The organism is Streptomyces sp. NBC_01717, from assembly GCF_036248255.1.
Classification (GTDB): Bacteria; Actinomycetota; Actinomycetes; order Streptomycetales; family Streptomycetaceae; genus Streptomyces.
This window is the reverse complement of record NZ_CP109178.1, coordinates 2890786-2917141: the sequence shown is the minus strand read 5'-3', so window position 1 is coordinate 2917141 and position 26356 is coordinate 2890786. Positions and strand designations below refer to the sequence as shown.

Genomic DNA, 26356 nt, shown 5'->3' with positions numbered 1-26356 from the left:
CGGCAGCGCGGTCCGGCATCCGGGGGGCCGGCGCAGGGGTCGGGGGACGCGAACTCCTGGAGCCGCGCGGGGAGACACGGGAGACACGCAGACTCATGGCATCACGGCGGGATGAACTCAACGCGTACACCTTTGCGAAGAAGCGCACGGTGGCGGCATTTCTCCAACCCTCGCCCACCGGCACCGAGGAGGGCGCGCCGCGCCCGTTGCGCGCCGTCCTCCCGAGCATGGTGGCCGGGGCGCTGATCCTCGCGGGCTTCGGTGCCTACGGCATGTTCAAGCCCACCGCACCCAAGGACTGGGACAAGCCCTTCACCAACGTGATCGTCGGCAAGCAGTCCACCACCCGCTATGTCGTGCTCACCACGGGCAAGGGCAAGAAGAAAAAGACCCTGCTGCATCCCGTACTGAACCTCGCCTCCGCCCGACTGCTCCTCACCCCGCAGCAGTACGACGTCATCCAGGTACCCGACGACATCCTCGACGCGGGCAAGCCGCCTCGCGGACCGGTCCTCGGCATCCCGTACGCCCCCGACCGGCTGCCCGAGGCGAACGACGCGGGCACGGCCAAGCGGTGGGCCGTCTGCGAACAGCCCGGAGGCAAGGGCAACACCGTGCAGAAGGCCGCCTTCGTCTTCGCCGAGCGCGACAACAAGCGGACCGAAGGCGCCCATAGGCTCAGCGGCGGCGAGGTCCTGTACGTCAAGGGTCAGACCGGCGCCCGCTATCTCGTCGATGCGAGTGGCACGAAATACCGCATCGACGAGACCGTTGCCGACAACGGCCACCTGACCGGCGCCCTCGTCGGCAGCCGGCAGCCGCAGTCCGTCACCGACGACTGGCTGGCCACCCTGAACGAAGGCAGCCCGATCGTCTTCCCGCAGATCCCCGGCACCGTCGGCGCGGACGCGCACATCGACGGACAGCTCTCCACGGAGGAGAACCGGGTCGGCATGGTTTTGCGGACCCGTACCGGCGAAGGCACCACCCACTACGTGGTCCTCGACGGCAAGGTCCAGCCGGTCTCCGAGTTCACCGCCTGGCTGCTGATCAACTCCCCGCAGACGGCCGTGCTCAACCTGAAGAGCGAGGCGCGCGCCGTCGGACTCCAGAAGTTCGTTCCCGACCCTGCCGCCTTCACCGGCCAGGCGGGGCGCTGGCCCACGCGGAGGACCGGCCAGGTGAACGCCATCGAGGGTGGCAGCGGCGACCGGGACACCATCTGCAGCGTGCTGCGCAAGGTGGACGGCAACGGCCGCCCGACGCTCAGCACCTGGGCGGGCACCGCGTACCCCGCCTCCATCAGCGCAGGTGGCACCAGCACCTACGTCACCCCCGGCAGCGGTCTCCTCTACACCCAGGTACGAGGGCAGCAGACCAGCCCCGACGGCTCACTCTTCCTGGTGACCGACACCGGACTGCGGTACGCCGTTCAGGCGAACGGCGACAGCGATTCCAGGCGTTCCGACATCGGCGCCGGCGAGCAGCAGAGCGGGACGGACGGCCGCCCCGAGCCCAGCCAGGCCCAGATCAGGCTGGGATACGAGAAGGTGACGCCCTCTCTCGTCCCGCTCGCCTGGTCAGAGTTCCTGTCCAAGGGCCCGCGACTCGACACCAACAGCGCTCGCCAGCCCCAGGGCTCCTGACCGGGATATTCGCGAACGGCTCGTAGAACTCGGGGGAGAGGAACAGATGTTGTACCGGAAGACGGCCCTGCTGACGGCGGCCACCGCAGCGCTGGCCGCACTGGCGGCGCCCCAGGCGGCGTACGCCGAGGAGCGCCCGGGCGACCGGAGCGACGTCGGGATAGACGGCAGCGGCGAATGCGCCTTCCCGATGAAGAAGCAGTACGAGGGCCGCCCCTGGTCGCTGCAGCGGGTCCTGCTCGACGAACTGTGGCAGGACACCAAGGGCAAGGGCGTCCGCGTCGCGGTCATCGACACCGGTGTCGACAACACCAACCCGCAGCTCCAGACCGCCGTCGACGCCTCCGCGGGCGCCGACTACCTCAAGGGCGGCAAGAGCGACGGCACCGTGGATGAGGTCGGCCACGGGACCAAGGTCGCCGGCATCATCGCCGCCCGCCCCCGCAAGGGCACCGGCTTCGTCGGCCTGGCGCCCGAGGCCACGATCATCCCGATCCGCCAGAACGACGAGAAGAACAGCGGCAAGGACACCACGATGGCCGCCGCGATCGGCCACGCGATCGCCGAGGGCGCGCAGGTCATCAACATCTCCCAGGACACGACGAAGTCGCTGACCCCGGATTCCACGCTGGGGAAGGCAGTGGCCAGGGCGCTCACCAAGGACGTCGTCGTGGTCGCCTCCGCGGGCAACAACGGCATGGACGGCAAGCTGAGGAACACCTATCCGGCGGCCTTCGGCGGCGTCCTCGCCGTCGCCTCGTCGGACCGCAACAACGAGCGCGCCGCCTTCTCCCAGGCCGGTACGTTCGTCGGCGTCGCCGCACCCGGCGTCGACATCGTCTCCACCGTCCCCGGTAACGGCCAGTGCACCGACAACGGCACCAGTTTCTCCGCTCCGTACGTCGCCGGGGTCGCCGCCCTGATGCGCGCCAAGTACCCGAAATGGACCGCGCCCCAGATCGTCGCCCGGATCGAGCAGACCGCCGAACGCTCCGTCACCGGCCACGACGACTTCGTCGGCTGGGGCGTCGTCGACCCGGTCCGCGCACTCTCCGGCGACGACACCCCGCAGGATGCCCCGCATCCTGACCCGGCCCCGCCCCGGGCCCAGGCTCCCTCGCCCGCGCATCTGTCGCTGTCGGAGACCTCGCAGGAACGCAGCGAGCGGTACGCGACCTACGCCCTGGCCATAGCGGGCGTACTGATCTCCGTGGTCGCCGGCACCGCGACGGTCGTCCGCGATGTCCGGCGGCGACGCGGTTTGCGATGACGGCATCACCCGGTGAAGTGGATCCCTCCCCATAAAGCGCAGTTGGGGAGAGATGACGAAGTGACTAGGGTGGTAGCTGACTTCACGTGTGTGACGGGGGAACGAGAAGTGGTCGCATCCGATTTCGGGGCGTGGGAACACTGCCACGCCCTTCCCCGTCCCCGCACTTCCCCGACTCCGCGACCGGAGCACACGGGGCAGGCAGGAACCCTGGCCGCGATGGGCGGACAGGACCGGGAACTCAGAGATAGGACCTCCGGATGACCAACCCCGCAGGTGGTTTCGGACTCGCCGACGATCCGATCGTCCAGGCGAAGAACAAGATCATCGAAACCGCGGAGCAGGTGTCCAAGCAGTCCAGGGAGCTGGCCGACATCCTCGCGACGGTCAGCGCGGGATGGACGGGTGTCGGCGCCTCGGGATTCACATCCGCACAGATCGTGATCAACGAGGACCACGACGAGATCCGCCGGCTCCTCAACGTGCTCCTCAACGCGGTGGGCCAGACCAAGAACCTCAGCAACGCCAACGACGACGAGGTCCGCGCGGCCTTCAACGCGGTGAAGGAGCCGGCGTCGTCCGGCAACACCTCCGGGCTGAACGGCATCTGAGCCGCGCCGCAGCACCCTTCCGTACACACGCCGAGCACCGAGGAGCAGACAGATGGCGACCGACCCGAACACCAAGGTCAGGTACGAGAGCGTCCAGGAGATGGCGAACCGCATCCGTGTGGTCTCGCAGAACATCATCAAGGACCTCCAGGAGATGGACGCGGCACTGAAGGTCGTCACCGACACCTGGGACGGTGAGGCACACGGGGAGTACGTGCACCTCCAGTCCAAGTACAAGGGCAAGGCGGAGCACATGAAGACCCGCCTGGAGCACGTCGCGAAGATCATCGAGTCCGGCAAGGACAGTTACCGCTCGACGGACGTGAAGGCCTCGCGCCTGTTCACCGAGGCGTACTGACCGCGGCACCGCACACGCAGAAGGGGCACGCTCGTCGCAGCGTGCCCCTTCTCCTGTACGTACGGCGTCCTACGTGAGGTCGAACTCGCCGTCCCGCGCCCCCAGTACGAACGCCCGCCACTCGGCCTCCGTGTACCGCAGCACCGTCTCCGGATCCAGCGAGGACCGCATCGCCACGGCCCCGCCCGGCAGATGCGCGATCTCGACGCGCTCCTCGGCCTCTTCCGTACCGGGCGCACCCAGCCACTCGACCCCCGAGATGTCGAGTGCGTACAGCTCGTCCTTCTCCTGCTGCGTGCCCATCAGATGCCTTTCCTCTCCTGCGGCGGAACATGTTCGTCGCCCGCGTGCAGACTATCCCCGCTCCCGCGCCCCACAGGCCCGGTATGGACAGCTTCCGACCCGCGGTGGTAGAGACCGCGTGCGCCCCACGGCAACCTCGTCGGACCATGCATGCGACGCGGGTGCGGTTGCCCGCGACGTTGCTGAGGCACTGGTCCACCCCGTCGTCGGCGGGGAAGATCTCCCGGTCCCGTCGGTTCAGCGCTGCTCCGGCAGCCGCCCGATCTGCACCAGCGGGTTCCCCCGCCGACGCGAGGCGAAGTACCCGCGTCCCGGCGGCATCGGATGCCCCCGCACCGGCCCGATCAGATCGCCCTCGGACGGATCGCCGGACAGCACCACGCCCTGCGCCCCGAGCTCCTTGATGCGCTGCATGAACGACTCGTACATCGATCGCGAGGCCCCCGCCGAGTTGCGCGCGATGATGAACCGGACACCCGTGTCGCGGGCGAACGGCAGATACTCCGCGAGCGGGGCGAGCGGGTTGCCCGCGTTCGTCGCCACCAGGTCGTAGTCGTCGACGATGATGAAGATCTGCGGACCGGTCCACCAACTGCGGTCGCGCAACTGCTGCGGCGTGACATCCGTCGGCGGCTGCCGGCGCGAGAACACACCGGCCAGCGCCTCCATGTGCATCTGCATGGAGCTCGCCATCGGCGCGTACTCCAGCAGATGGCTCTCCGGCAGCGCACCCAGCAGGGCCCGCCGGTAGTCGCCGACGACGAGCTTCGCCTCGTCGGGGGAGTAGCGCTCCGCGATCTGCTTCGCGATCAGACGCAGCAGATTCGTCTTCCCCGATTCGCTCTCGCCGAAGATCAGGAAGAACGGATCTGTCTCGAAGTCGACGAACACCGGCTCCAGGTCGGTCTCGTCGATACCGATCGCGATCCCGCGCTGCGGGAACTCGAAGCCCTTCGGCAACTGCCCGGCGGGCAGTTTCCGCGGCAGCAGCCGTACGGCGGGCGCCGAAGGGCCCGCCCAGTTGGACTTCACCGTCTCGACGAAGGCCGCCGTGCCGTCGGAGAGATCCGCCGCGCTGCTGGTGGAGTCGATGCGCGGCAGTGCACCCATGAAGTGCAGCTTCTCCGGAACCTGGCCGCGTCCCGGCACTCCCTGCGGCACGTTCACCGCGACCCTGCGGTCGAACTCGGAGTCCATGACGTCGCCGAGCCGCAGTTCGAGGCGCCCGAGGATCTGGTCCTTGAGCGCGGCACGTACCTCCATGTACCGGGCGGCCGTGATCACCACATGGACGCCGTAGCCGAGACCACGCGAGGCGATGTCCGTGACGACCTGCTCCAACATCTCGTACTCGGCCCGGAAGCCGCCCCAGCCGTCGACGACCAGGAACACGTCGCCCCACGGCTCGCCCGGCAGCTCACCGAGAGCGCGCTTGCGCCGGTATGTGGCGACGGAGTCGATGGAGTGGGCGCGGAAGAACTCCTCGCGCCGGTTCAGCACCCCCGCGACCTCGGCGACCGTACGCCGCACCCGCTCCGGATCCAGTCGCGACGCCATCCCGCCCACGTGCGGCAGCTCCGCCAGTGAGACCAGTCCGCCACCACCGAAGTCGAGCCCGTAGAACTGCACTTCGTGCGGGGTGTGGGTGAGCGCGAACGACGAGATCAGCGTCCGCATCATCGTCGACTTGCCGGACTGCGGACCGCCGACCACCATCATGTGACCCGCCGCACCGGAGAAGTCCCGGTACAGCACCTCACGCCGCTGTTCGAACGGCTTGTCGATGAGACCGAGCGGAACGGTCAGCCCGCCCGGCCGCGTGTACTCCGTCGCCGTGAACCCCCGGTCCGCGGTCGGCGCGAGCCCCGGCAGCAGCTGGTCCAGCGTCGGCGCCCGGTCGAGCGGCGGAAGCCACACCTGATGGGCGGGCACCCCCTGCCCCTCGAGGCGCCGCACGATCACATCGAGCACCGTGTCCGAGAGCGCGTCTTCCTCCGCACTCGTCCGCGAGGCGACCACGTGCGCCGGGTCCGGCGCCGCGTACACCACCGGCACCGGCAGTGCGCTGAACACCGCGGGCCGCCGCTCGACCGGCAGCGCGCCGACCGGCAGATCGGGCCCGCCCGTGCGGTACGTCCCCGACACGTACGCCGCCTTGAACCGGGTCATCTCGTCCGTACCGAACTTGAGATAGCCGGAACCCGGCACCGACGGGAGGTGGTAGGCGTCGGGCACCCCCAGCGCCGTACGCGACTCGGCGGCCGAGAAGGTCCGCAGTCCGATCCGGTACGAGAGGTAGGTGTCCAGACCGCGTAGCTTGCCCTCCTCCAGGCGCTGCGAGGCGAGCAGCAGATGCACACCCAGCGAGCGGCCGATGCGACCGATCTGGATGAACATGTCGATGAAGTCCGGCTTGGCGGTCAGCAGTTCGGAGAACTCGTCGATGACCAGGACCAGCGAGGCCAGCGGTTCCAGCGCCGCGCCCGCCGCCCGCGCCTTCTCGTAGTCGTGGATGTTGGCGTAGTTGCCGGCCGACCGCAGCAGCTCCTGCCGCCGCTGCAGCTCGCCGCGGATCGCGTCACCCATGCGGTCGACGAGCGTCAGATCGTCCGCCAGGTTGGTGATGACCGCCGCCACGTGCGGCATGTGCGACATCCCGGCGAACGTCGCACCACCCTTGAAGTCCGCCAGCACGAAGTTGAGCGTCTCCGAGGAGTGCGTGACCGCGAGCCCCAGGACCAGCGTCCGCAGCAGCTCGGACTTGCCGGAACCGGTCGCGCCGACACACAGCCCGTGCGGACCCATGCCCTCCTGCGCGGCCTCCTTGAGGTCCAGCATCACCGGCTGTCCGTCCTCGCCGACCCCGATCGGCACCCGCAGCCGCTCGGAGACCGACCGCGGCCGCCAGGTGCGCGCCACATCGACCGCACCCGCATCGCCGAGGTTCAGCAGATCCGTGAAGTCCAGGTTGGCGAGCAGCGGTTCGTCGTCGTCGCCCCCGCCCATGCGCAGCGGTGCGAGCTGCCGGGCCAGCGCCTCGGCCGCGGGCAGCGACAGCCCGTCAGGGACGCCCTCGTACGCCAGCCCCGCCCCCGACTCCAGCCGCAGCAGCCCCGGCCGCACCACCACCGACAGACCGCCGCGCGGCTCGTCGAGCTCACCCGGGACGACCTCGACGATCGTCACGCCCTGCAGCCCCTCGGCCGCCGCGAACAACGAATCCGGCGGCACCATCCCGCCGTCGAGGACCACCACGATGTGCGGCTGGTCCAGCAGCGGCTGGCTCTCCCGCCCGAACCGCGGCCGCCCCTCCAGCCGGCTCGCCAGCAGCTGCTCCAGCTCACCCAGATCGTCGCCGATCAACCGCTTCGTACCGGCCCCGTCGACCTGCCCGGGCACCTGCGCATGCGGAAGCCACTTGGTCCAGTCCCAGCGTGGCACCGCACCGGGCGCCGCCACCACGGCGACCATCAGGTCCTCGGGGGAGTGCAGCGTCACCAGTTGTGCGACCAGCGCCCGCGCCGCCGACTGCGCCGCCTCCGGCTGCCCGGAGACCGTCACGTGATAGAAGGCCCGCATCGACACGGCCATCGGCAGACCGTCCAACGCCCCGTGCACAGCGAGGAATTGCTGCATCGCCCCCGCACACATCGGCTCCAGCTCGTCCACCGGCGCGGTGTCCGGGGCGATCAGCGGAGTCGACAGCTGCTGCGCCCCGAGCCCGACCCGTACCTGTCCGAAGTCGTTGTCCCCGACCCGCCGCTCCCACACCCGGCTGCCCTCGGCGACCACCGACCACAACTGCTCGGGAGCGGGCTGCAGATACAGCTGAACGTCGCGCTGGGCGCGCGCGGTCCGGCGCACCGTACGCCGCGTCTGCGCCAGGTATTTGAGGTAGTCGCGCCGCACATCTGCCATTTGCCCCTGCGTACCGCGGCGGTGCCGGACCAGCTGCGCGACCACCATGCCGACGGTCGAGACAAGCATCAGAACGCCCATGATGCGCATGAACGGAGGAGCCTGCGGCGAGAAGAAGAAGACCACCGACGAACCCATGCCGAGCACCGGCAGGATCTGCATCAGCATGCCCTCCTGCTGCCCGCGCGGCAGTTCGGGAGGGGCCTCCAACGTCAACTCGTCCGTGGGCACTTCGGGCGGCAGGGACCGCGGAGGTCGTTTCACGACGATCTGGCTCACCGGAACATCAATCCCTCGGTACGGACGGGCGGAAGACCGGTCGAACCCGCACCGAAGCCCCCCGTGGCTGCCTTTGCTTGCGGACGTCCCTCCGCGCGACGGTGATCCTACTTGCCGATGACCTTTCCTCCTCCCGGTAGGGTGGCGCGCGCACCGTGCGCAACCGCGAATCAGGGGGACCAGACACGTGAGTACGACTGCAGCGACGGGCTTCTGCCGCGTCACTGTCGTGGCGCCCGACAGCCGGATCGACGTCGCCCTGCCGGAGGACATCGCAGTCGCCGACATCTACCCGGAGATCCTCCGACTCACCGGCCAGACCCAGGCGGCCGGCAACCCCACCGGCTACCACCTGGTGCGCCGCGACGGCACGGTGCTCGACGGCGCGCGCACGCTCGCCGCCCAGCAGGTGCTCGACGGCGAACTGCTCAGCCTGCGCCCGTTCGCGCAGTCACTGCCGCCCGCCGTCTTCGACGACGTGTCGGACGCCGTCGCCTCGGCCGTCACCCGGGACCGCCACCTGTGGAGCGACGAACTGCTGCGCGGCGCCGGTCTGCTGGGTGGCGTACTGCTCCTCGTGCTGATGGGCTTCGTCCTCTGGTTCGCCGACCCCTTCCGGCACGACATGCACAGCCTGCCCGGCATCATCGCGGGCTCCGCCGGACTGCTGCTCACCGCGTTCGCGGGGGTACGCGCCCGGGTCTACGGGGACCGCGCCACCGCGGTCGCGCTCGGCCTCGGCGCGCTGCCCCTCGTACTCATCGCAGGCTCCGGCATCATCGGTCCGGACGCCGGCCAGGGCCCCGGCCGGCTGCAGTTCCTGCTCGGCTGCGTGTCCGTCCTGGTCGCGTCCGTCGTCCTGGTCGCTCTGACCCCGAGCGGCGACGCCCCGTTCGTCGCGGCGACCTTCGTCGCCACCGTCGGCACCCTCGCCACCTTCGTGGCGATCCTCACCGGGGTCTCCGCCACCGGGACCGCTGCGGTCTGCGCCCCGGTCGCCCTCGGCCTCGTCGCCTTCCTGCCCGGCCTCTCCGCCCGCTTCGCCCGGCTGCCCATCGGTTACGCGTCGCCACGCACCGCTCCGGGAGGTTACGACGACAGCTTCGCGGACCCGAACACCTCTCCGGATCCCGAAGGCGTCCCCGTCGACGCCGACCGCATCGCCGCCCAGGCCCGCCGCGGCCACGAGATGCTGCTCGGCCTGGTGGGGGGCTGCGCGGCCGTCGTCGTCGGTTCCGCCGCCGTCCTGGGCTTCTCCGGCAACGTCTGGGGCCGTCTCCTCGCCCTCGCCGCCGGCCTCGCGATGCTGCTGCGTGCCCGTCTTTTCCGCTACACCTCGCAGGTCGCCTGCGTCCTGGTGGCGGGCATCGGCGCGGTCGCACTGCTGATCCTCGGCCTCTCCCTGAACCCGCCGGCCGACCTGGTGAGGGAGCTGGCCCGGTACGGGGACAGCGGCTCCCTGGACATCCGTACGGTCTGGCTCTCCGCGGCCGTGGCCGCCGGCGCCGCACTTCTGACTGCGATCGGCCTGATCATTCCCCGCAAGGGCCTCTCCCCGTTCTGGGGCCGCCTCCTCGATCTCACGGAGAGCGCCCTCCTCCTCTCCCTGGTCCCGCTCTGCCTGGCAGTACTGGACGTCTTCGCCAGAGCGAGAGCCCTCACCAGCTGAACCGACCCCAGCCGGGTACGGTTGAGTCCGTCCGGCGACTGAGGACGAAGCGGTACCCGGATGCCCCGGGCAATCCGGCTCTTCCGGCCTGGTACGCTGTGTGACGGCCGTTTGTGTACGCGCCCCCGGATCATCCTGAGGGCTGCGCTCATCGGACCTTCGTCCTCGAGTAACGGAAGACCCCCTGAGATCAAGACCAGGGGCACTCGTGGGCGCATCGAACACCAAGAGGAGTACCGCGTGCCGCTCGACGCCGCTACGAAGAAGCAGATCATGACCGAGTTCGCGCAGAAGGAGGGCGACACCGGTTCCCCCGAGGTCCAGGTGGCCATGCTCTCCCGTCGCATCTCGGACCTGACGGAGCACCTCAAGACGCACAAGCACGACCACCACTCCCGCCGTGGTCTGCTGATCCTGGTCGGCCAGCGTCGCCGCCTCCTGCAGTACCTGGCCAAGAAGGACATCCAGCGCTTCCGTGCCCTGGTCGACCGCCTCGGCATCCGCCGCGGTGCGGCCGGCGGCGCCAAGTAAGACGCCGTGAAGGGAGCGGTTCCCACGACTGAGGGAACCGCTCCCTTTGTTGTACGTACAGGTGTGCGTGCAACAGCATGTAAGGGACGTGACCGGCTCGCCCGGTCGACCGGAATGCCAAGCTGAGCCGAATCTCAGTAACCTGGTCCCGGAACGTCCCGCAGACGAGCGGAAGAAGCAGCCTCCCCGCCGCCGGTCCTCGGTAGTGGCCCCCGGACAGAGCAACCCGGGTGCTTCGATCGAAGACCGGCCCGCCGATGGAGCGCTTCTCCGCACCGTCCCCCGCCACACGGGCGTGGGGGCGAGAAGACGATATGTATCGGAGAAAACGCTAGTGGAGAACGAGACCCACTACGCCGAGGCCGTTATCGACAACGGAACCTTCGGCACCCGCACCATCCGCTTCGAGACGGGCCGCCTGGCCAAGCAGGCCGCCGGCTCCGCCGTTGCGTACCTGGACGACGACACCATGGTGCTGTCGGCCACCACGGCTTCCAAGAAGCCGAAGGACCAGCTCGACTTCTTCCCCCTCACGGTGGACGTCGAGGAGCGGCAGTACGCCGCGGGCAAGATCCCCGGCTCCTTCTTCCGCCGCGAGGGCCGCCCCTCCGAGGACGCGATCCTCACCTGCCGTCTGATCGACCGGCCGCTGCGCCCCTCCTTCAAGAAGGGCCTGCGCAACGAGATCCAGATCGTCGAGACGATCATGGCGCTCAACCCCGATCACCTGTACGACGTGATCGCGATCAACGCCGCCTCCTGCTCCACGCAGCTGGCCGGCCTGCCCTTCTCGGGCCCGATCGGTGGCACCCGTGTCGCTCTGATCAAGGGCCAGTGGGTCGCCTTCCCGACGCACACCGAGCTCGAGGACGCCGTCTTCGACATGGTCGTCGCCGGTCGCGTCCTGGAGGACGGCGACGTCGCGATCATGATGGTCGAGGCCGAGGCCACCGAGAAGACCATCCAGCTGGTCAAGGACGGCGCCGAGGCCCCGACCGAAGAGGTCGTCGCCGCCGGTCTCGAGGCCGCGAAGCCGTTCATCAAGGCCCTCTGCAAGGCCCAGTCGGAGCTCGCCGCCAAGGCTGCCAAGCCCACCGGCGAGTTCCCGGTCTTCCTCGACTACCAGGACGACGTCCTGGAGGCGCTCACCGCCGCCGTCAGCACCGAGCTCGCCAAGGCGCTCACCATCGCCGGCAAGCAGGAGCGCGAGGCCGAGCTGGATCGCATCAAGGAGATCGCCGGCGAGAAGCTGCTCCCGCAGTTCGAGGGCCGCGAGAAGGAGATCTCCGGTGCCTACCGCGCGCTGACCAAGAAGCTGGTCCGCGAGCGCGTCATCAAGGACAAGGTCCGCATCGACGGCCGTGGCGTCACGGACATCCGTACGCTCGCCGCCGAGGTCGAGGCCATCCCGCGCGTGCACGGCTCGGCGCTGTTCGAGCGTGGCGAGACCCAGATCCTGGGCGTCACCACCCTCAACATGCTCCGCATGGAGCAGCAGCTGGACACCCTCTCCCCGGTGACCCGCAAGCGCTACATGCACAACTACAACTTCCCGCCGTACTCCGTCGGTGAGACCGGCCGCGTGGGCTCGCCCAAGCGCCGCGAGATCGGCCACGGTGCGCTCGCCGAGCGCGCCATCGTGCCGGTGCTGCCGTCGCGCGAGGAGTTCCCCTACGCGATCCGCCAGGTCTCCGAGGCGCTGGGCTCCAACGGCTCGACGTCCATGGGCTCGGTCTGCGCCTCCACCATGTCGCTGCTGAACGCCGGTGTGCCGCTCAAGGCCGCCGTCGCCGGTATCGCCATGGGTCTGATCTCCCAGGAGATCGACGGCAAGACCCACTACGTCGCCCTGACCGACATCCTCGGTGCCGAGGACGCGTTCGGTGACATGGACTTCAAGGTCGCCGGTACGAAGCAGTTCGTCACCGCGCTCCAGCTCGACACCAAGCTCGACGGCATCCCCGCCTCGGTCCTGGCTGCCGCGCTGAAGCAGGCCCGCGACGCCCGCCTCCACATCCTCGATGTGATGAACGAGGCCATCGACGTCCCGGACGAGATGTCCCCGAACGCCCCGCGGATCATCACCGTCAAGATCCCGGTGGACAAGATCGGTGAGGTCATCGGCCCCAAGGGCAAGATGATCAACCAGATCCAGGAGGACACCGGCGCCGACATCACGATCGAGGACGACGGCACCATCTACATCGGTGCCCAGCAGGGCTCGCAGGCCGAGGCCGCGCGCGCCACGATCAACGCGATCGCCAACCCGACCATGCCGGAGGTCGGCGAGCGTTACCTGGGTACGGTCGTCAAGACCACCACCTTCGGTGCGTTCGTCTCGCTCATGCCGGGCAAGGACGGCCTGCTGCACATCTCGCAGATCCGCAAGCTCGCCGGTGGCAAGCGTGTGGAGAACGTCGAGGACGTGGTCGCGGTCGGAGCCAAGGTCCAGGTCGAGATCGCCGAGATCGACTCCCGCGGCAAGCTCTCCCTCATCCCCGTGATCGAGGGCGAAGAGGACGAGAAGAAGGACGACGCTGCCAAGTGACGTCCCGTAGTTCCGTGGCGACGGCCCGCACCTCCTCGGAGGCGCGGGCCGTCGCCCGTACCCAAACGCTTCTCAAGGGCACCAACGGCATCGGCACCGTTCGCCGCACGGTCCTCCCCGGCGGCCTCCGGATCGTCACCGAGACCCTGCCCTCCGTACGCTCCGCCACCTTCGGTATCTGGGCCAACGTCGGATCACGCGACGAAACGCCCAGCCTGAACGGCGCGACGCACTACCTCGAGCACCTCCTCTTCAAGGGCACGGCCAAGCGCAGCGCCCTCGACATCTCGTCCGCGATCGACGCGGTCGGCGGCGAGATGAACGCCTTCACGGCGAAGGAGTACACCTGCTACTACGCGCGGGTCCTCGACACCGACCTGCCGCTGGCCATCGATGTCGTCTGCGACATGCTGACCGGCTCGCTGATCGCCGCCGAGGACGTCGACGCCGAGCGTGGCGTCATCCTCGAAGAGATCGCGATGACCGAGGACGACCCGGGCGACTGCGTGCACGACCTGTTCGCGCACACGATGCTCGGCGACACGCCCCTGGGCCGCCCGGTCCTCGGCACCGTCGACACGATCAACGCGCTGAACCGCGGCCAGATCGCCCGCTTCTACAAGAAGCACTACGACCCCACCCACCTGGTCGTCGCCGCCGCCGGCAACGTCGACCACGCCACGGTCGTACGCCAGGTCCGCAAGGCCTTCGAGCGCGCCGGTGCCCTGTCCCGCACGGAAGCCGTCCCGGTCGCACCCCGCGAAGGCTCCCGCACCCTGCGCACCGCGGGCCGGGTCGAGCTGCTGAACCGCAAGACCGAGCAGGCCCATGTCGTCCTCGGCGTCCCGGGCCTCGCCCGTACCGACGACCGCCGCTGGGCACTCGGCGTACTCAACACCGCCCTGGGCGGTGGAATGAGCTCCCGCCTCTTCCAGGAGGTACGGGAGAAGCGCGGCCTCGCCTACAGCGTGTACTCGTACACCTCGGGCTTCGCCGACTGCGGGCTCTTCGGCGTGTACGCGGGATGCCGGCCCAGCCAGGTCCACGACGTCCTGAAGATCTGCCGCGACGAACTCGACCGGGTAGCGTCCGACGGATTGAGCGACGAAGAGATCGGCCGCGCCATCGGCCAGCTCTCCGGCTCCACCGTCCTCGGCCTGGAGGACACCGGCGCCCTGATGAACCGCATCGGCAAGAGCGAGCTGTGCTGGGGCGAGCAGATGTCGGTCGACGACATGCTGAGCCGGATAGCGCAGGTCACGCCGGACGACGTCCGGGCAGTGGCCGGCGAGGTACTCGGACAGCGCCCCTCGCTCTCCGTCATCGGTCCGCTCAAGGACAAGCAGGCCGGCCGCCTCGACGAAGCGGTCTCCTAATCCACCCGTAAGGAAGCAGAGCAATGAGCAAGCTGCGCGTGGCCGTTCTCGGCGCCAAGGGCCGTATCGGATCCGAAGCGGTACGAGCCGTCGAGGCCGCCGACGACATGGAACTGGTGGCCGCACTCAGCCGCGGCGACAAGCTGGAGACGCTCGCGGAGACCGGCGCCCAGGTCGCGGTCGAACTCACCACACCCGCGTCGGTGATGGGAAACCTCGACTTCTGCATTCGGCACGGAATCAACGCGGTCGTCGGCACCACCGGCTGGACCGACGAACGGCTCGCGCAGCTGAACACCTGGCTCTCCGGCGCGCCGGAGACCGGTGTGCTCATCGCACCGAACTTCTCCATCGGCGCCGTTCTCACCATGAAGTTCGCGGAGCAGGCCGCACGCTACTTCGAGTCCGTCGAAGTCGTCGAACTGCACCACCCCAACAAGGTCGACGCCCCCTCCGGCACCGCCACCCGCACTGCCCAGCTGATCGCCGAAGCCCGGAAGAAGGCCGGCTGCGCCCAGCAGCCCGACGCCACGGCCACGGCGCTCGACGGCGCCCGCGGTGCGAACGTCGACGGCGTCCCGGTCCACGCGATCAGGCTCCGTGGCCTCCTCGCCCACCAGGAGGTGCTGCTCGGCGGCGAGGGCGAGACCCTCACCATCCGCCACGACTCCCTGCACCACAGCAGCTTCATGCCGGGCATCCTGCTGGGTGCACGCCGTGTGGTGACCACTCCGGGCCTCACCTTCGGCCTGGAACACTTCCTCGACCTGAACTGACTGAGCCCACCGCCATGCGCGCAAAGATCACTTACTCCGTCACCGCCGCCGTCCTGGTCTTCTACTTCGCCCTGGTCGGCAGCCGTGGCCTGCTGCTCATCGAGCACGGCACACTGCTCACGGTCACCTTCGGGGTCGCGGTGCTGATCCTGCCGGTGATCGGCATCTGGTTCCTCTGGAAGAACACGCAGTTCGTCCGCAGGGCCAACGCCCTCGCCGCAGAGCTGGACGCCGAGGGCGGCCTGCCCGTCGACGAGCTGGTCCGAACCCCGGCCGGTCGTATCGACCGCGACTCGGCCGACGCCGTCTTCGTGCGGCGCCGCGAGGAGACCGAGGACTCCCCGGACGACTGGCGCTGCTGGTTCCGGCTCGCCGTCGCCTACCAGGACGCCCGGGACACCCCGCGCGCCCGCAAGGCCATGCAGCGCGCCATCGCCCTGCACATGAGCACATCAAACCGGGCGGCCGCATCGGCCCCGTCGGTCACGTCGAGCTCGTCCGGCGACTGAGGACATCCTCCGGGCTCGTCCGGCAACCGCGGACAGAACCGGCCGCCGGGCGGGCTCGGAGCACTAGGGTCTTTCGTTTGGATCGCGCTGGGCTCGCGGGGTCTGGCACGCACATCTGCGGCGTTGTCGTCAGTCTTCCCCGAGCTCTCGGCTTCGCTCGAGCGGGGGAGACCCCATTCGCTCCGCGTGGGGTCCTTCCTCCGCCTTGCAGCTGCGCGCACCGGACCCCGCTCCCTGATCCAGCCTGATCCAAACGAAAGACCCTAGCTGAGCCGGTACTCGTCGTCCCAGGCCTCTATCGTGTCCGCGGCCCGGTCGAAGGCCTCGCTGCGCCCCAGGAAGTCCGCGTTGCTGTCGGTGAGCAGCGGCGGAACGGCCTCGCCACCCAGACGTACGACGATCAGGGCCTGTCCCTGCACCGTGCGCGGGAATCCGAGCCACTTCACCGGCTGCTGCACCGTACGGACAGCGGTGACCCGGTTCCACGGCACGGTCGTCGTTATGAAGAAGCCCACCCGCCGGACTCCGTGCCGGCTCACCCAGGCGCCGACCCGAAGCATCCGCAGGGCACAGAGGATCACCACAAGGGCGAGCCCGAGGCATGCCGCGGCACCGGGCAGCGCCCCTGCGAACGCGATGATCATTCCTGCGATCAGCACGTACGAGGCGAGCAACAACAGGGTGGCCGCCGCGGCGACCCGCCACGGCCCGGGGCGGTAGGGGCGCCGCCAGCTGTCGTGGTCGTCGAACGGCAGCGCGATGTCCTCAGCGCTCGCGTCAAACGCGCGGTCGGCCGTCAGAAAGGGCAGGGGCACGACTGATCCTCACTCACAAGCACGCTCGATTGCTGTGCCCGGTGAGGCTATCTAGCAGGCCACCGCCACTACCACCCCAGGGGCCCCGTACGAGTCAGGGGCCGTGCGCGGCTTCGGTCTGCTGAGTGTGCGAGGGAGCGTCGGCCGGGGCAAGCGCGGGAAGACCGAGGATCAGTGATCCGGCAAGGCCGGCGAGCACCGTCAGTCCTACGAGGGAACGGCCCGCCAGCTGGGCGGCGGTGGCGCGTTCCCGGGGCGGTGGCGTGACGTTGCTACGGAATCGGTCGGCCTCGGCCACGAAGGCGAACGGGACGGCTTCACGCCGGCGGAACATGAGGAAGCTCTCCTTGATCTCTGTTACAGGTGCTGCTACAGAGTCAGACGCACGGCGCGCCCATTCGGTGCCCCGAATCACCTGATTGGCCGAAGAAATCCCCGGACGGGCCTTCCGCGCCTCGATGTCGGTGGCGGCCCGTAGAGTGGGCGCCGCCCGAGCGACGCAATTGGAAGGACCCCGCCGGTGACCGAGACCCCCGAGCCCGCAAAGCCCAGCTTCCGCAACGATGTCACCGTCGAGCTGGTGAAGCACTCCGCGGCCGACTCCGACGTCCTGTTCGCCGCCCGTGTCTCCACGGCCGGAGAGCAGTCCCTGGAGGAGGTCAGCAAGGACCCGGAGCGTTCGAAGGGGCTCATCAATTTCCTGATGCGCGACCGCCACGGGTCCCCGTTCGAGCACAACTCGATGACGTTCTTCATCAGCGCCCCGATCTTTGTGTTCCGCGAGTTCATGCGCCACCGGGTCGGCTGGTCGTACAACGAGGAATCGGGCCGCTACAGGGAGCTGGAGCCGGTCTTCTACGTCCCCGGTGAGGCTCGCAAACTCGTCCAGGAGGGCCGCCCCGGCAAGTACGAGTTCGTCGAGGGCACCGCGGCCCAGCAGGAGCTCACGGGCCGTGTGATGGAGGACTCGTACCGCCAGGCGTACGAGGCCTACCAGGAGATGCTCGCCGCCGGAGTGGCCCGCGAGGTCGCCCGCGCCGTGCTCCCGGTGGGGCTGTTCTCGTCGATGTACGCGACGTGCAATGCCCGCTCGCTGATGCACTTCCTCGGCCTGCGCACCCAGCACGAGCTGGCGAAGGTGCCGTCCTTCCCCCAGCGGGAGATCGAAATGGTCGGTGAACAGATGGAGGAGCAGTGGGCGCAGCTCATGCCGCTCACCCATGCAGCCTTCAACAAAAATGGACGCGTAGCCCCGTAGGCGGTGTCCGTATTGCGGCGTTTCGTGAAGTTCATCTAGGCTGATCAAACGGACCCGGCACTGCTTGAACCCCCGAGCAGGCAGTGCCGGGCTCCTATCCCTTGTCCCCCCGAGGGGACACCGCGCGCTTAGCAACGAGTAGCGTGTTACCCATGGCTCCGATCTCCACTCCGCAGACCCCCTTCGGGCGGGTCCTCACCGCTATGGTCACGCCCTTCACGGCGGACGGCGCACTCGACCTCGACGGCGCCCAGCGGCTCGCCGCCCATCTGGTGGACGCAGGCAATGACGGCCTGATCATCAATGGCACCACCGGCGAGTCCCCGACCACCAGCGACGCGGAGAAAGACCAGCTCGTACGGGCTGTCCTGGAAGCCGTGGGGGACCGGGCCCATGTCGTCGCCGGCATCGGCACGAACGACACCCGCCACAGCGTCGAGCTGGCCCGCACGGCCGAGCGCGCCGGCGCCCACGGCCTTCTCGCGGTGACGCCGTACTACAACAAGCCGCCGCAGGAAGGCCTCTTCCGCCACTTCACGGCCATCGCGGACGCCACCGGTCTGCCGGTGATGCTCTACGACATTCCCGGCCGCAGCGGTGTGCCGATCGACACAGAGACGCTGGTCCGGCTCGCCGAGCACCCGCGCATCGTCGCCAACAAGGACGCCAAGGGCGACCTGGGCCGCGCCAGCTGGGCCATCGCCCGGTCCGGCCTCGCCTGGTACTCCGGCGACGACATGCTCAACCTGCCGCTGCTCTCGGTCGGCGCCATCGGCTTCGTCTCCGTCGTCGGCCACGTCGTCACCCCCGACCTGCGCGCCCTCATCGAGGCGTACCTCGGTGGAGACGTCCAGAAGGCCACGGAGATCCATCAGAAGCTCCTGCCGGTCTTCACCGGCATGTTCCGCACCCAGGGCGTGATCACCACCAAGGCCGCGCTCGCCCTCCAGGGCCTGCCCGCCGGCCCGCTGCGCCTCCCTCTGGTGGAACTCACCGCACAGGAATCGGCGCAGCTCAAGATCGATCTCGCCGCCGGTGGGGTACAGCTGTAACCACAGACTTCACAACTGAATACGCGAAGAAAACTCGCAACAGCGACAACACAGACAACAGCAAGTGCACGAATGACATGCGCGCCACGTGCCTCAGCGGTACGTGGCGTGCGTGGTAAGGAGAGTCTTTTGAGTCATCCGCACCCCGAACTCGGCACCCCGCCGAAGCTCCCGAAGGGTGGCCTCCGCGTCACCCCGTTGGGCGGCCTCGGCGAAATCGGCCGCAACATGACGGTATTCGAGTATGGCGGCCGCCTGCTCATCGTCGACTGCGGAGTGCTCTTCCCTGAGGAGGAGCAGCCCGGAATCGACCTGATCCTGCCGGACTTCACCACGATCCGGGACCGTCTCGACGACGTCGAGGGCATCGTCCTCACGCACGGCCACGAGGACCACATCGGTGGTGTCCCGTATCTGCTGCGGCTGAAGCCGGACATCCCGCTCATCGGCTCCAAGCTGACCCTCGCCCTGATCGAGGCGAAGCTCCAGGAGCACCGCATCCGTCCGTACACCCTCGAAGTCGCCGAGGGCCAGCGCGAGCGCATCGGCGTCTTCGACTGCGAGTTCATCGCGGTCAACCACTCCATCCCGGACGCTCTTGCGGTCGCCATCCGCACGCCCGCGGGCATGGCGGTCGCGACCGGTGACTTCAAGATGGACCAGCTTCCGCTGGACGGTCGTCTCACCGACCTGCACGCTTTCGCCCGACTGAGCGAAGAAGGCATCGACCTTCTCCTCTCCGACTCGACGAACGCAGAGGTCCCCGGCTTCGTACCGCCCGAGCGGGACATCTCCAACGTCCTGCGCACGGTCTTCGCGAACGCCCAGAAGCGCATCATCGTGGCGAGCTTCGCCAGCCACGTGCACCGCATCCAGCAGATCCTCGACGCGGCACACGAGTACGGCCGCCGGGTCGCCTTCGTCGGCCGTTCGATGGTCCGCAACATGGGCATCGCCCGTGACCTCGGTTATCTGAAGGTCCCCGCGGGCCTGGTCGTCGACGTCAAGACCCTCGACGACCTGCCGGACGACGAGGTCGTGCTGGTCTGTACGGGTTCCCAGGGCGAGCCGATGGCCGCACTGTCCCGCATGGCCAACCGCGACCACCAGATCCGGATCGTCCAGGGCGACACGGTGATCCTCGCGTCGTCCCTGATCCCGGGGAACGAGAACGCGGTCTACCGCGTGATCAACGGCCTGACCCGCTGGGGTGCCAACGTCGTCCACAAGGGCAACGCCAAGGTCCACGTCTCGGGCCACGCCTCGGCCGGCGAGCTGCTGTACTTCTACAACATCTGCAAGCCGAAGAACCTGATGCCGGTCCACGGCGAATGGCGTCACCTGCGGGCCAACGCCGAACTGGGTGCGCTCACCGGCGTACCCAAGGACCACATCGTCATCGCTGAGGACGGCGTGGTCGTCGACCTCGTCGACGGCAAGGCCAAGATCGTCGGCAAGGTCCAGGCCGGTTATGTGTACGTCGACGGCCTCTCGGTCGGAGACGTCACGGAGACCTCCCTCAAGGACCGTCGCATCCTCGGTGACGAGGGCATCATCTCGGTCTTCATCGTGGTCGACAGCTCCTCCGGCAAGATCACGGGTGGTCCCTACATCCAGGCCCGGGGCTCCGGTATCGACGATGCGGCATTCACCGCCGTCGTGCCGAAGATCGAGGAAGCGCTCAACAAGTCCGCCCAGGACGGCGTGGTGGAGCCGCACCAGCTCCAGCAACTGGTCCGCCGCTCGATGGGCAAGTGGGTCTCCGACACCTACCGCCGGCGCCCGATGATCCTTCCCGTCGTCGTCGAGGTCTGACGCCCCGACAGGAGCGAACTCCGGAGCGGGGCCCCCGATTTGCATCGGGGCGCCCCGCTCCAGTACGTTTACGGCTCCGCCTGACCGGGAAGCACCCCGCGCACTCGTGCGTGGAGGTCACCCCGCAGGGGGCGGGAATTCCGACTCGGAACTTCTGATAAAGTCGGGTCCGCCGAAAGGCAAAGGCCACTCCAAAGGCCACCGGAATCAAATTCGGACCGGAAACGGAACGAAAAAGAGTCTGGTAAGGTTGGAACCGCCGAAAAGGGAAACGCGAAAGCGAAGAACTGGAAAGCGGAACCCGCTTCGACCGGGAATCGGACACGAAAGAGTCTGATAGAGTCGGAAACGCAAGACCGAAGGGAAAAGCCCGGAGGAAAGCCCGAGAGGGTGAGTACGAAGGAAGCGTCCGTTCCTTGAGAACTCAACAGCGTGCCAAAAGTCAACGCCAGATATGTTGATACCCCGGCCTGTTTCGGCAGGTTGGTGGTTCCTTTGAAAGTCCTGCTGGGCCTTTGTGGTTCCGGTAGGCAATTACACAGCGAGGACGCTGTGGACGGTCGGTCTTATTCCGGCTGATCGTCCCGCTCTCGTGATGTGTCTCCCGATTACGGGAAAACATTCACGGAGAGTTTGATCCTGGCTCAGGACGAACGCTGGCGGCGTGCTTAACACATGCAAGTCGAACGATGAAGCCCTTCGGGGTGGATTAGTGGCGAACGGGTGAGTAACACGTGGGCAATCTGCCCTTCACTCTGGGACAAGCCCTGGAAACGGGGTCTAATACCGGATAACACTCTGTCCCGCATGGGACGGGGTTAAAAGCTCCGGCGGTGAAGGATGAGCCCGCGGCCTATCAGCTTGTTGGTGGGGTGATGGCCTACCAAGGCGACGACGGGTAGCCGGCCTGAGAGGGCGACCGGCCACACTGGGACTGAGACACGGCCCAGACTCCTACGGGAGGCAGCAGTGGGGAATATTGCACAATGGGCGAAAGCCTGATGCAGCGACGCCGCGTGAGGGATGACGGCCTTCGGGTTGTAAACCTCTTTCAGCAGGGAAGAAGCGAGAGTGACGGTACCTGCAGAAGAAGCGCCGGCTAACTACGTGCCAGCAGCCGCGGTAATACGTAGGGCGCAAGCGTTGTCCGGAATTATTGGGCGTAAAGAGCTCGTAGGCGGCTTGTTGCGTCGGTTGTGAAAGCCCGGGGCTTAACCCCGGGTCTGCAGTCGATACGGGCAGGCTAGAGTGTGGTAGGGGAGATCGGAATTCCTGGTGTAGCGGTGAAATGCGCAGATATCAGGAGGAACACCGGTGGCGAAGGCGGATCTCTGGGCCATTACTGACGCTGAGGAGCGAAAGCGTGGGGAGCGAACAGGATTAGATACCCTGGTAGTCCACGCCGTAAACGTTGGGAACTAGGTGTTGGCGACATTCCACGTCGTCGGTGCCGCAGCTAACGCATTAAGTTCCCCGCCTGGGGAGTACGGCCGCAAGGCTAAAACTCAAAGGAATTGACGGGGGCCCGCACAAGCAGCGGAGCATGTGGCTTAATTCGACGCAACGCGAAGAACCTTACCAAGGCTTGACATATACCGGAAAGCATCAGAGATGGTGCCCCCCTTGTGGTCGGTATACAGGTGGTGCATGGCTGTCGTCAGCTCGTGTCGTGAGATGTTGGGTTAAGTCCCGCAACGAGCGCAACCCTTGTTCTGTGTTGCCAGCATGCCCTTCGGGGTGATGGGGACTCACAGGAGACTGCCGGGGTCAACTCGGAGGAAGGTGGGGACGACGTCAAGTCATCATGCCCCTTATGCCTTGGGCTGCACACGTGCTACAATGGCCGGTACAATGAGCTGCGATGCCGCGAGGCGGAGCGAATCTCAAAAAGCCGGTCTCAGTTCGGATTGGGGTCTGCAACTCGACCCCATGAAGTCGGAGTTGCTAGTAATCGCAGATCAGCATTGCTGCGGTGAATACGTTCCCGGGCCTTGTACACACCGCCCGTCACGTCACGAAAGTCGGTAACACCCGAAGCCGGTGGCCCAACCCCTTGTGGGAGGGAGCTGTCGAAGGTGGGACTGGCGATTGGGACGAAGTCGTAACAAGGTAGCCGTACCGGAAGGTGCGGCTGGATCACCTCCTTTCTAAGGAGCATCTAGATTCCGCAAGGAATCCAGAGCCACTACGTCGGCAAATGTTCGACGGTGGTTAGCTCATGGGTGGAACGTTGACTATTCGGCACGACAGGTTGTTTTTCACTAGTACTGCTTCGGCGTGGAACGTGGGGGATGGTCGGTCGTGTCGGGCACGTTGTTGGGTGTCTGAGGGTATGGCCGCAAGGTTGCCTTCAGTTGCCGGCCCCAGTGAACTCGCCCTTAGGGGTGGGGTGATGGGTGGCTGGTCGTTGTTTGAGAACTGCACAGTGGACGCGAGCATCTGTGGCCAAGTTTTTAAGGGCGCACGGTGGATGCCTTGGCACCAGGAACCGATGAAGGACGTGGGAGGCCACGATAGGCCCCGGGGAGCTGTCAACCGAGCTTTGATCCGGGGGTGTCCGAATGGGGAAACCCGGCAGTCGTCATGGGCTGTCACCCGCTGCTGAACACATAGGCAGTGTGGAGGGAACGAGGGGAAGTGAAACATCTCAGTACCCTCAGGAAGAGAAAACAACCGTGATTCCGGGAGTAGTGGCGAGCGAAACTGGATGAGGCCAAACCGTATGCGTGTGATACCCGGCAGGGGTTGCGCATGCGGGGTTGTGGGATCTCTTTTTCACAGTCTGCCGGCTGTGAGGCGAGTCAGAAACCGTTGATGTAGGCGAAGGACATGCGAAAGGTCCGGCGTAGAGGGTAAGACCCCCGTAGCTGAAACATTAACGGCTCGTTTAAGAGACACCCAAGTAGCACGGGGCCCGAGAAATCCCGTGTGAATCTGGCGGGACCACCCGCTAAGCCTAAATATTCCCTGGTGACCGATAGCGGATAGTACCGTGAGGGAATGGTGAAAAGTACCGCGGGAGCGGAGTGAAATAGTACCTGAAACCGTGTGCCTACAAGCCGTGGGAGCGTCGCTGTTGTTCTTCGGAGCGACAGTCGTGACTGCGTGCCTTTTGAAGAATGAGCCTGCGAGTTTGCGGTGTGTTGCGAGGTTAACCCGTGTGGGGAAGCCGTAGCGAAAGCGAGTCCGAATAGGGCGTTTTAGTAGCACGCTCAAGACCCGAAGCGGAGTGATCTAGCCATGGGCAGGTTGAAGCGGAGGTAAGACTTCGTGGAGGACCGAACCCACCAGGGTTGAAAACCTGGGGGATGACCTGTGGTTAGGGGTGAAAGGCCAATCAAACTCCGTGATAGCTGGTTCTCCCCGAAATGCATTTAGGTGCAGCGTCGTGTGTTTCTTGCCGGAGGTAGAGCACTGGATAGGCGATGGGCCCTACCGGGTTACTGACCTTAGCCAAACTCCGAATGCCGGTAAGTGAGAGCACGGCAGTGAGACTGTGGGGGATAAGCTCCATGGTCGAGAGGGAAACAGCCCAGAGCATCGACTAAGGCCCCTAAGCGTACGCTAAGTGGGAAAGGATGTGGAGTCGCAGAGACAACCAGGAGGTTGGCTTAGAAGCAGCCACCCTTGAAAGAGTGCGTAATAGCTCACTGGTCAAGTGATTCCGCGCCGACAATGTAGCGGGGCTCAAGCGTACCGCCGAAGTCGTGTCATTCCAGCATTAAGGGCCAACGCCTGCTGGGATGGGTAGGGGAGCGTCGTGTGCCGGGTGAAGCAGCCGCGGAAGCGAGTTGTGGACGGTTCACGAGTGAGAATGCAGGCATGAGTAGCGATACACACGTGAGAAACGTGTGCGCCGATTGACTAAGGGTTCCTGGGTCAAGCTGATCTGCCCAGGGTAAGTCGGGACCTAAGGCGAGGCCGACAGGCGTAGTCGATGGACAACCGGTTGATATTCCGGTACCCGCTTTGAAACGCCCAATACTGAATCAGGCGATGCTAAGTCCGTGAAGCCGGCCCGATCTCTTCGGAGTTGAGGGTAGTGGTGGAGCCGACGAACCAGACTTGTACTAGGTAAGCGATGGGGTGACGCAGGAAGGTAGTCCAGCCCGGGCGGTGGTAGTCCCGGGGTAAGGGTGTAGGGCGTGTGATAGGCAAATCCGTCACACATGAGCCTGAGACCTGATGCCGAGCCGATTGTGGTGAAGTGGATGATCCTATGCTGTCGAGAAAAGCCTCTAGCGAGTTTCATGGCGGCCCGTACCCTAAACCGACTCAGGTGGTCAGGTAGAGAATACCGAGGCGTTCGGGTGAACTATGGTTAAGGAACTCGGCAAAATGCCCCCGTAACTTCGGGAGAAGGGGGGCCATCACTGGTGATTGGATTTACTCCATGAGCTGGGGGTGGCCGCAGAGACCAGCGAGAAGCGACTGTTTACTAAAAACACAGGTCCGTGCGAAGCCGTAAGGCGATGTATACGGACTGACGCCTGCCCGGTGCTGGAACGTTAAGGGGACCGGTTAGCTGACTTTCGGGTCGGCGAAGCTGAGAACTTAAGCGCCAGTAAACGGCGGTGGTAACTATAACCATCCTAAGGTAGCGAAATTCCTTGTCGGGTAAGTTCCGACCTGCACGAATGGCGTAACGACTTCTCGACTGTCTCAACCATAGGCCCGGTGAAATTGCACTACGAGTAAAGATGCTCGTTTCGCGCAGCAGGACGGAAAGACCCCGGGACCTTTACTACAGTTTGATATTGGTGTTCGGTTCGGCTTGTGTAGGATAGGTGGGAGACTTTGAAGCAGCCACGCCAGTGGTTGTGGAGTCGCCGTTGAAATACCACTCTGGTCGTGCTGGATGTCTAACCTGGGTCCGTGATCCGGATCAGGGACAGTGTCTGATGGGTAGTTTAACTGGGGCGGTTGCCTCCTAAAGAGTAACGGAGGCGCCCAAAGGTTCCCTCAGCCTGGTTGGCAATCAGGTGTTGAGTGTAAGTGCACAAGGGAGCTTGACTGTGAGACCGACGGGTCGAGCAGGGACGAAAGTCGGGACTAGTGATCCGGCAGTGGCTTGTGGAAGCGCTGTCGCTCAACGGATAAAAGGTACCCCGGGGATAACAGGCTGATCTTCCCCAAGAGTCCATATCGACGGGATGGTTTGGCACCTCGATGTCGGCTCGTCGCATCCTGGGGCTGGAGTCGGTCCCAAGGGTTGGGCTGTTCGCCCATTAAAGCGGTACGCGAGCTGGGTTTAGAACGTCGTGAGACAGTTCGGTCCCTATCCGCTGCGCGCGTAGGAATATTGAGAAGGGCTGTCCCTAGTACGAGAGGACCGGGACGGACGAACCTCTGGTGTGCCAGTTGTCCTGCCAAGGGCATGGCTGGTTGGCTACGTTCGGAAAGGATAACCGCTGAAAGCATCTAAGCGGGAAGCCTGCTTCGAGATGAGTGTTCCCACCCCCTTTGAGGGGTTAAGGCTCCCAGTAGACGACTGGGTTGATAGGCCAGATGTGGAAGCCCGGCAACGGGTGGAGCTGACTGGTACTAATAGGCCGAGGGCTTGTCCTCAGTTGCTCGCGTCCACTGTGTTAGTTCTGAAATAACGAACGGCCGTGTTGTTGC

17 protein-coding genes and 2 rRNA genes are annotated in these 26356 nt (G+C 66.3%); 15 read left to right on the top strand and 4 right to left on the bottom strand.

The window, feature by feature from the left end; genetic code table 11:
* The first annotated feature begins 95 nt into the window (after positions 1 to 95).
* The 4 genes from eccB (at position 96) to OHB49_RS13135 (ending at position 3885) form a co-directional block, all read left to right on the top strand.
* Positions 96 to 1646, top strand: a complete 1551-nt coding sequence (gene eccB / locus OHB49_RS13150) for a type VII secretion protein EccB (RefSeq protein WP_329160421.1) — start codon at positions 96 to 98, stop codon at positions 1644 to 1646.
* 46 nt (positions 1647 to 1692) lie between these two features.
* Positions 1693 to 2916 (top strand): type VII secretion-associated serine protease mycosin, encoded by a 1224-nt coding sequence (gene mycP / locus OHB49_RS13145; RefSeq protein WP_329160419.1) that lies wholly within the window; start codon positions 1693 to 1695, stop codon positions 2914 to 2916.
* Between the two features lie 260 nt (positions 2917 to 3176).
* A complete protein-coding gene (locus tag OHB49_RS13140) occupies positions 3177 to 3527 on the top strand; it encodes a WXG100 family type VII secretion target (protein ID WP_030979817.1) in 351 nt (116 codons plus the stop codon).
* A 52-nt stretch (positions 3528 to 3579) separates the two neighbouring features.
* A complete protein-coding gene (locus OHB49_RS13135; RefSeq protein WP_030979818.1) occupies positions 3580 to 3885 on the top strand; it encodes a WXG100 family type VII secretion target in 306 nt (101 codons plus the stop codon).
* Positions 3886 to 3954: 69 nt separating this feature from the next.
* On the opposite strand, the gene OHB49_RS13130 is transcribed toward OHB49_RS13135, so the two are convergent.
* Together OHB49_RS13130 and eccCa are read right to left on the bottom strand one after the other, a co-directional pair.
* On the bottom strand, positions 3955 to 4188 hold the full coding sequence (locus OHB49_RS13130; protein ID WP_030979819.1) for a DUF397 domain-containing protein: 234 nt from the start codon (positions 4186 to 4188) through the stop codon (positions 3955 to 3957).
* A 237-nt stretch (positions 4189 to 4425) separates the two neighbouring features.
* The gene (gene eccCa, locus OHB49_RS13125; RefSeq protein WP_329160415.1) at positions 4426 to 8385 is read right to left on the bottom strand and encodes a type VII secretion protein EccCa; all 3960 of its coding nucleotides are present in this window, start codon (positions 8383 to 8385) and stop codon (positions 4426 to 4428) included.
* 187 nt (positions 8386 to 8572) lie between these two features.
* Between eccCa and eccD the strand changes: the two genes are divergently transcribed.
* The 6 genes from eccD to OHB49_RS13095 all read left to right on the top strand — a co-directional run bounded on the left by eccD (position 8573) and on the right by OHB49_RS13095 (position 15794).
* Entirely contained in the window at positions 8573 to 10054 is a 1482-nt protein-coding gene (eccD, locus tag OHB49_RS13120) for a type VII secretion integral membrane protein EccD (protein WP_329160412.1), read from the top strand.
* 240 nt (positions 10055 to 10294) lie between these two features.
* The gene (gene rpsO / locus OHB49_RS13115) at positions 10295 to 10585 is read left to right on the top strand and encodes a 30S ribosomal protein S15 (protein WP_018551846.1); all 291 of its coding nucleotides are present in this window, start codon (positions 10295 to 10297) and stop codon (positions 10583 to 10585) included.
* Between the two features lie 334 nt (positions 10586 to 10919).
* Positions 10920 to 13133 carry a polyribonucleotide nucleotidyltransferase gene (locus OHB49_RS13110; RefSeq protein WP_030933195.1) on the top strand — a complete coding sequence of 738 codons (2214 nt, stop codon included), beginning with the start codon at positions 10920 to 10922 and terminating at the stop codon, positions 13131 to 13133.
* Positions 13130 to 14509, top strand: a complete 1380-nt coding sequence (locus tag OHB49_RS13105) for a M16 family metallopeptidase (protein WP_030979822.1) — start codon at positions 13130 to 13132, stop codon at positions 14507 to 14509. The genes OHB49_RS13110 and OHB49_RS13105 overlap by 4 nt, the downstream gene beginning before the upstream one ends.
* 23 nt (positions 14510 to 14532) lie before the next feature.
* A complete protein-coding gene (gene dapB / locus OHB49_RS13100) occupies positions 14533 to 15285 on the top strand; it encodes a 4-hydroxy-tetrahydrodipicolinate reductase (RefSeq protein WP_030979823.1) in 753 nt (250 codons plus the stop codon).
* Positions 15286 to 15299: 14 nt separating this feature from the next.
* Positions 15300 to 15794, top strand: a complete 495-nt coding sequence (locus tag OHB49_RS13095; protein WP_030979824.1) for a tetratricopeptide repeat protein — start codon at positions 15300 to 15302, stop codon at positions 15792 to 15794.
* Between the two features lie 263 nt (positions 15795 to 16057).
* On the opposite strand, the gene OHB49_RS13090 is transcribed toward OHB49_RS13095, so the two are convergent.
* Entirely contained in the window at positions 16058 to 16609 is a 552-nt protein-coding gene (locus tag OHB49_RS13090; protein ID WP_313939496.1) for a hypothetical protein, read from the bottom strand.
* 94 nt (positions 16610 to 16703) lie between these two features.
* The gene (locus OHB49_RS13085; RefSeq protein ID WP_329160411.1) at positions 16704 to 16943 is read right to left on the bottom strand and encodes a hypothetical protein; all 240 of its coding nucleotides are present in this window, start codon (positions 16941 to 16943) and stop codon (positions 16704 to 16706) included.
* A 186-nt stretch (positions 16944 to 17129) separates the two neighbouring features.
* On the opposite strand from OHB49_RS13085, the gene thyX reads away from it, so the two are divergent.
* From thyX to OHB49_RS13060, 5 genes are all read left to right on the top strand, one after another.
* On the top strand, positions 17130 to 17867 hold the full coding sequence (thyX, locus tag OHB49_RS13080; protein ID WP_329160409.1) for an FAD-dependent thymidylate synthase: 738 nt from the start codon (positions 17130 to 17132) through the stop codon (positions 17865 to 17867).
* A gap of 152 nt (positions 17868 to 18019) precedes the next feature.
* A complete protein-coding gene (gene dapA / locus OHB49_RS13075; protein ID WP_329160406.1) occupies positions 18020 to 18919 on the top strand; it encodes a 4-hydroxy-tetrahydrodipicolinate synthase in 900 nt (299 codons plus the stop codon).
* A gap of 129 nt (positions 18920 to 19048) precedes the next feature.
* Entirely contained in the window at positions 19049 to 20734 is a 1686-nt protein-coding gene (locus tag OHB49_RS13070) for a ribonuclease J (protein ID WP_327127083.1), read from the top strand.
* A 621-nt stretch (positions 20735 to 21355) separates the two neighbouring features.
* Positions 21356 to 22881, top strand: a 16S ribosomal RNA gene (locus tag OHB49_RS13065).
* 296 nt (positions 22882 to 23177) lie between these two features.
* Positions 23178 to 26302, top strand: a 23S ribosomal RNA gene (locus OHB49_RS13060).
* The 16S and 23S rRNA genes sit together here, the layout of an rRNA operon.
* The last annotated feature ends 54 nt before the right edge of the window (positions 26303 to 26356 follow it).

Bases quoted from the DNA above. Each gene is read 5' to 3' on its own strand.
- OHB49_RS13135 (WP_030979818.1), top strand. From the start codon at position 3,580: ATGGCGACCGACCCGAACACCAAGGTCAGGTACGAGAGCGTCCAGGAG.
- dapA (WP_329160406.1), top strand. From the start codon at position 18,020: ATGGCTCCGATCTCCACTCCGCAGACCCCCTTCGGGCGGGTCCTCACC.
- OHB49_RS13130 (WP_030979819.1), bottom strand. From the start codon at position 4,188: ATGGGCACGCAGCAGGAGAAGGACGAGCTGTACGCACTCGACATCTCG.
- mycP (WP_329160419.1), top strand. From the start codon at position 1,693: ATGTTGTACCGGAAGACGGCCCTGCTGACGGCGGCCACCGCAGCGCTG.
- OHB49_RS13085 (WP_329160411.1), bottom strand. From the start codon at position 16,943: ATGTTCCGCCGGCGTGAAGCCGTCCCGTTCGCCTTCGTGGCCGAGGCC.
- eccB (WP_329160421.1), top strand. From the start codon at position 96: ATGGCATCACGGCGGGATGAACTCAACGCGTACACCTTTGCGAAGAAG.
- dapB (WP_030979823.1), top strand. From the start codon at position 14,533: ATGAGCAAGCTGCGCGTGGCCGTTCTCGGCGCCAAGGGCCGTATCGGA.
- OHB49_RS13140 (WP_030979817.1), top strand. From the start codon at position 3,177: ATGACCAACCCCGCAGGTGGTTTCGGACTCGCCGACGATCCGATCGTC.
- OHB49_RS13095 (WP_030979824.1), top strand. From the start codon at position 15,300: ATGCGCGCAAAGATCACTTACTCCGTCACCGCCGCCGTCCTGGTCTTC.